The organism is Spirulina sp. CS-785/01, assembly GCF_028330525.1.
Taxonomy (GTDB): Bacteria; Cyanobacteriota; Cyanobacteriia; order Cyanobacteriales; family Spirulinaceae; genus JAQMSD01.
On record NZ_JAQMSD010000160.1, the window covers coordinates 1 to 6,014 of the forward strand.

General features: G+C 42.8%; 6 protein-coding genes and 1 pseudogene. 1 reads left to right on the plus strand and 6 read right to left on the minus strand.

Annotated elements, in window-relative coordinates; translation table 11 throughout:
- Positions 1-133: 133 nt before the first annotated feature.
- The 4 genes and pseudogenes from PN462_RS10720 to trpS form a co-directional block, all read right to left on the minus strand.
- A pseudogene (locus PN462_RS10720) lies at positions 134-376 on the minus strand (DUF5615 family PIN-like protein); the annotation flags it as partial.
- A complete protein-coding gene (locus PN462_RS10725) occupies positions 373-708 on the minus strand; it encodes a DUF433 domain-containing protein (protein WP_272128185.1) in 336 nt (111 codons plus the stop codon). The gene PN462_RS10725 and the pseudogene PN462_RS10720, both read right to left, overlap by 4 nt.
- Before the next feature lie 237 nt (positions 709-945).
- Positions 946-1,833 carry a methylenetetrahydrofolate reductase gene (locus PN462_RS10730; RefSeq protein ID WP_272128186.1) on the minus strand — a complete coding sequence of 296 codons (888 nt, stop codon included), beginning with the start codon at positions 1,831-1,833 and terminating at the stop codon, positions 946-948.
- Between the two features lie 155 nt (positions 1,834-1,988).
- Entirely contained in the window at positions 1,989-2,999 is a 1,011-nt protein-coding gene (gene trpS, locus PN462_RS10735; RefSeq protein WP_272128187.1) for a tryptophan--tRNA ligase, read from the minus strand.
- A gap of 134 nt (positions 3,000-3,133) precedes the next feature.
- Here trpS and PN462_RS10740 point away from each other — a divergent pair, with 134 nt between their 5' ends.
- Positions 3,134-3,766 (plus strand): exopolysaccharide biosynthesis protein, encoded by a 633-nt coding sequence (locus PN462_RS10740; protein ID WP_443029142.1) that lies wholly within the window; start codon positions 3,134-3,136, stop codon positions 3,764-3,766.
- A gap of 30 nt (positions 3,767-3,796) precedes the next feature.
- Here the strand turns inward: PN462_RS10740 and PN462_RS10745 are convergent, their stop codons facing one another.
- A complete protein-coding gene (locus tag PN462_RS10745) occupies positions 3,797-4,369 on the minus strand; it encodes a YbjN domain-containing protein (RefSeq protein ID WP_272128189.1) in 573 nt (190 codons plus the stop codon).
- 23 nt (positions 4,370-4,392) lie between these two features.
- Complete coding sequence (locus PN462_RS10750; RefSeq protein ID WP_272128190.1) at positions 4,393-5,685, minus strand: YbjN domain-containing protein; 1,293 nt, start codon at positions 5,683-5,685, stop codon at positions 4,393-4,395.
- Positions 5,686-6,014: the final 329 nt, after the last annotated feature.

Here is a 6,014-nt window from a genome sequence, read left to right on the forward strand (position 1 = left end):
CGCCCCCTTACAGCTAATCCGGTCTAGAGAAACGACCAGTAGTGTTAATCCGCAATACCCCTGGAGAGCTATTCGCAGCTACGGGAAGGTTATCTCTCCCCACTCCCCCACCTCACGAAGTAGGTGGGGGTCATTGAATTACTCCTGGCATGGACAGATTATTCGTGAGTCGTTCATAAGCAAAACCTGTAATTGTTGCCACATCATGGGTCAATAAAACGCGCTCCTCTTGAGCCGCCCACGCTAATATTGTCGGGTCATCTTCTCCAGATAGTCCAATATCTTGGACTCGAACAATATCAACATTAGGATACTGACGAAGTAATCCCCTAATAATGGTATTATCTAGGTTTTCGTCAGCGAACAGTTTGATCATTCTGTTCGTTCCACCTTGCGGGCGAGTAAACGGTCCCGTAACCCTTGGGCATCAAACTGAGCTTGGTTTCTCTGGCGAATTTTTTGGGCTTGTTGCTCACGTTGTTGGAGATATTCCTCAACGTCTTGTTGATGATGCAAATAAAAGGCAATGGATGCGTAAACATCGCCTAATTTAAGGGAAGGATAGCGATAGACAATTTCTTCTGCGGTTGCTCCTTGTTTAAAGACAGAAACAACAGTATCTAAGGTCACTCGCGTGCCGCCAACGCGAACTACACCGTCGGCGTTTATGGCTAAGGGGGCAGGTTCTGCTAAAATTTCGAGAGCCATTGATTTACTATGTACGATACATTTGGATTTTACTGAAACTTGCTGCACCTTGGATTAAAACCTAAGTTTATTGTACAGATTTTGTCAAAAGTCAAGTAATTGTAATATTGATTAATATTTTAATTTAGCTTGTGATGTTGATGGATGTTGACAGTAAACCGATGAACAGTGTTGACCTGAACCTTGGGTTAAAACCCAAGGCTCAAAGCAAAAACCCGTTAAAACGGGTTAGGGAGGTCATTGAATTGGCGGAATTCCGGCTAAATCTAGGATTTGCGGAATTAAATCCTCCCGACGAACCGCCATCATGTGAACCCCATCACATAAATCTTTGGCCAGACGGACTTGTTCTGCTGCAATTTTCATCCCTTCTAAGAGTTGGTCTTCGGCATTGGCGAGACGTTGGATGGTTTCGTCTTCGATGTGAACCCCAGGGACGTATTTATTGATGAAGTTGGCGTTTTTGGCGGATTTTAACAGGAAAATTCCGGCTAAGATAGGTTTATCGGCGATGGAGGCCACTTGGGTCATAAATTTATCTAACCGTTCAAAGTCGCTGATTAATTGACTTTGGAAAAATTGCGCCCCGGCTTCTAATTTCCGTTCAAACCGTCGTTGCATTCCGGAGAAACTCTTGAGTTGGGGGTCAACGGCGGCCCCTGGAAAGAGGTCTAATTTTTGATTGGGGAGTTTTTTGTCGTTGTAGTCTATGCCTTGATTCAGTTTATCAATGACTTTGAGTAAACGGACGGATTCGAGGTCAAAGACGCTTTTGGCTTTGGGGTGGTCGCCGGCTTTTACGGGGTCTCCTGTGAGGGCTAAGATATTATGGATGCCGAGGGCGTTGGCCCCCATGAGGTCTCCTTGTAACCCGATGAGGTTACGATCGCGGCAAGCCACTTGACAGATCGGTTCAATCCCTTCTTGTAATAAAATCGTAGAAGCGGCCAGAGAGGACATCCGCAACACCGCCCGACTCCCATCGGTGACATTCACCGCATGAACCCGGCCTTTAAGACTACTCGCGTGTTCTAACATCCGTTGCGGACTTCCCCCTTTGGGAGGCATCACTTCGGCAGTAATGAGAAATTCTTTATTTTGTACAGCTTGACGAAAACGAGTCATAGGTTTTGATGAGGTATTAAGTTGTTATTTCAGTGTAAAAAAGGGGGGGTTTCGCCCTATAGACCGTTTAGGTCTAATCTTGCTGACAACCCACCCCTAGCCATTTATAGCTTTTTTTTGGTGACAGACCCCTAGTGAACAGCGTTACCCTTTCCTTAAAGCGGTGTGGAGTAACCTAGGGCTTTTTTCACCCGCCCTAAAATCTCATGGGCGCTTACTTCGGCCTTTTCTCGGCCTTCTCGTAAAACCGAGTCCAGATAATCCCGATCGCTCATAATATCATGATATTTGGCCTGGATTGGCTCTAAGGCTGCGATCGCGCTATCGGCCAACAACGGTTTAAACTGCCCCCATCCCATCTCACAGGTTTCTTGTTGAACCTCCGCTTTAGTTTTGCCCGACAACAGCAAATAAAGGGTGAGTAGGTTGTGACATTCGGGCCGGTCTGGGTTATCAAATTCTAAACCCTTGATAGGATCAGTTTTACAGCGTTTGATCTTTTTGGCAATCTCATCCGGGGGATCAAGTAGGTTAATGCGACTCATTTCCGAGGGATCGGACTTGGACATTTTCTTGGTCCCGTCGGTTAAACTCATCACCCGGGCCCCTTCTTTACGAATGAGGGGTTCAGGATATTTCAAAATCGGTTCTTTTTTCGTCCCATACTGGTCATTAATACGAGTCACCAGATCACGAGTTAACTCAATATGTTGTTTCTGGTCTTCCCCCACGGGAACTAAGTCCGCATCGTAGAGTAAAATATCGGCGGCCATTAACACCGGATAGTCTAGTAACCCGACACTGACGTTTTCCCCCTGTTTGCTGGCTTTTTCTTTAAACTGAATCATCCGTTCCAACCAGTTGAGGGGGGTAATACAGTTGAGTAACCAAGCTAGTTCACTATGGGCGGAAATGTGGGATTGAATAAAGAGGGTAGAATAGTTGAGATCAATCCCACAGGCGAGATAAAGGGCTGCGAGGGTGTAAGTATCGTCTGCTAGGGTTTTGGGGTTGTGAGGGACGGTGATGGCGTGGAGATCGACCACACAGAAGTAATTCTCATACTCCTGTTGCACTTCCACCCAGTTGCGAATTGCACCGAGATAGTTCCCCAAATGAAGATTGCCTGTAGGTTGTACGCCAGAAAGAACGCGCTTCTTAGTCATCCTTGGTAAAAAGTTGCCTTGTGTCGTGTTCGACTTGCCTCTCTCAATTATGCCGGAGATCGGGGAATTGGGGAAACGGGAGGCCCGCAATCCCTGATAATTGAGTAATGTTGGTTTATTTATTTTGCGATCGCATGGCTAAACTGTCGATTGAATTAAATCGCTATTTGTTTGCAGAAGACCATTCTCAGCCCAAGGTCCGATTGGCGGATTTTCTGGCGTTAGCGGGGGAACGGGGGTTTGGAGTCTTATTTGTGGTGTTATCCCTCCCTTCCGCGTTACCGGTCCCGGCCCCTGGCTATTCTATCCCCTTTGGCATTGTCATTTTTGTGTTAACAGTACAGTTCATGGTGGGGGTAAAGAGTCCCCTCTTGTTTCCCCAACTGGCCAACCGGGGAGTTAAGTGGGAAACAGCCCAAAAATTTGTCCAACGGGGGACTCCTTGGTTAAAGCGGTTTGAGGGTGTAGCGAAACCGAGACTCACCTGGGTTTGTACCACAATACCGGGCCGCCTGGTCTTGGGAACGGCGATCGCGCTCATGTCCATTTCCATGATGATCCCCATCCCCGGAACAAACACCCTTCCCGCATTAAGCATTTTCATCACCGGGTTAGGATTAGTAGAAGACGACGGTGTAATCAGTTTAGGTGGCCTTCTCACCTCTGTCTTAATCCTCATTTTAATGGTCTCCGTCATCCTGGCCGCAATTTACGGTGGAACCAGTTTAATTGATTACTTGAAAGACTTGTTAATGGGGAATGGGTGATTTTTGAGATTAACGCTTTTTATCATGGGATCACCCAGCATCTCTACAGGAGAATCCCGAAGCGTCTTCCGAGGGCAATCGCGCTTCGAGAGGTGAGAGATCGTCTTGAATCACTCCCTGAAAAGCGGGTAAATAATAAACTACGGTTTCCAGATTTGCTTGAAATAGGTTTTTGAGTAAGGCTAAATCGAGATAACTTTCTGTAATATCAAGGCTCGTTTTATAAGAAATATAGCCACTCTGCAACTCTACATCAAAACTGCCAATTACGAGATCATAGTTAATTCTTGTGGTTAATTCTAAAATTGCAGCCCGTTTATATTGCGGCGCGATCGCGGGTACAATTGAGTAGATAAGGAGTTGCTTTTGTGCTTCAAAGGATTGAATATAGCAGTCCCATTGATACTCCTGCACCTGAAAGGTACTATGCAGTAAATTGCTCTCTTCCTGTGCATAATCCCATCCCTGAATTGTAAAATAATGAATGACAGCATCAATCATGGACATCTCTAGGGGTTGGGATGCGTGAGATGCGATCGCAGAATTATCGAATAGATTACATTTTTCTGAATTGAGAATTGCTTGAATCGCTTGCTTATCCATAAATAAGTAATTACAGTAAAATTTTATGATTGATTTTTGATGAATTGAATTCTTTGGAGGGGAGTTAATTCGGTTTGAATTGCTTGTCTAATTACAGGTAAATAAGCATCCATCATACCAATGTTAATCGAGATCAATTGTTTGACCATAGAAGGAACTAAACGACTCCCTTCTACATCAATACTGGTTTTATAACGAATTTCTCCACTTTCATAATTTAACTCAAAATTGCCGACAATTAGCTCTAGATTAGTTTTGGCTAAGAACTCAGCTACCCCTAATTTTTTGTTCTCTGGAACTAACCAAGGACAATAGGAATAAAAAATAAATTGCTCGTAAGGTTCATTAATTTGAGCTAAACAATACCACTCTTCGTTTGTCCCTCTAACTTTTACATAAAAACTAGGAGAATCGCTAATTTGATAAATCGGCCAATTTTCTTGACTAAAAAATTGTTTAACCGTTTGCAATAACTGATTTTCATCAGGATTTAATAATTTATTCGTAAATTCTTGAGATAAAGATTGCCAATCTTCAGAGACATTTGACTCTTGACTAGAACGTTCCGAGACAGTCAATTGCTTAAATAAAGAAGACCAATCAATTAAACTCGTATCTTCTTCTTCTGATAGATCATTGTTGATTATTAATTTTTGCCTTAAATCTTCGAGAAAAGTCTGTAATTCTTGATTAGAGTTAGGGGTTTGAAGTTGACTCAATTTTTTATAAAATTCTAACCCTTCTGCGATATCGTCTTCTAACTCAGCAAAATTAAAATCGGTAGTTTCTTGTAAAAACTCTAAGATACCATTTAAAAAGTCTTCTACTGTAAAATTTTTCGTTGCTTCTCCTAACTGCACACATTTCCAAAAAGTGTGATATCCTGCAATATTTTGTTTTTGTTTTTGTTGAACGGATGTAGCAAACCAACTCTGTGTCAAAACTAAAATATTTTTTTTCTCTTGTAACGCTAAACTTTTTAAATATTCGGCTACCTTTTGAATATGACTGGCATAAGGTTCTAATTGAGACACTAAAAAAGGATTAAGGTGTAATTCAATTTTAATTAAAGGATGGGTGAAAAATGACTGGCCAATAAACTGGCCTCTCAATTCAGGATTCAGGTTAAATAGGGCTTTACTCTCAATATTTTGATACGTTTTTAGATTAGTAAAAAACTCAAGAGAACAATAGGCTAAAGAATTTTCAATTTTCTTCAAAATTAAAGTCGGACTGGCAAGGGTAAAAGGAACACCAGAAGAGTCATAAAACTGTAAATCTGTTTTGAGAGTTTTTTTGCTAATTTTAAATGTCATACAACCAACGTTTCAATCATTCAAAAATCGAGTCATTCGTAGGGTGCGTCAGACCAAAAGTAAGAGAATTGCACCCAAGACAAATAACTCCTGACGCACCGTTTTCTGGGGATGGTGCGTCAGTAAATAAGTGAATGGTTTAATAGTAAAAGTGATCCCGTCTGACGCACCCTACTGGACTATTTGTAAGGTGGGCAATGCCCACCCAGCCCTGTCAAGGTGAGAAATTGTAGAACGAGACACCGTTGTTTCAGACACTTGTGAGAGACATTTTCTCCCCCTCTCCCAAGGTTGGGAGAGGGGGTTGGGGGGTGAGGGCGACTCCAAAC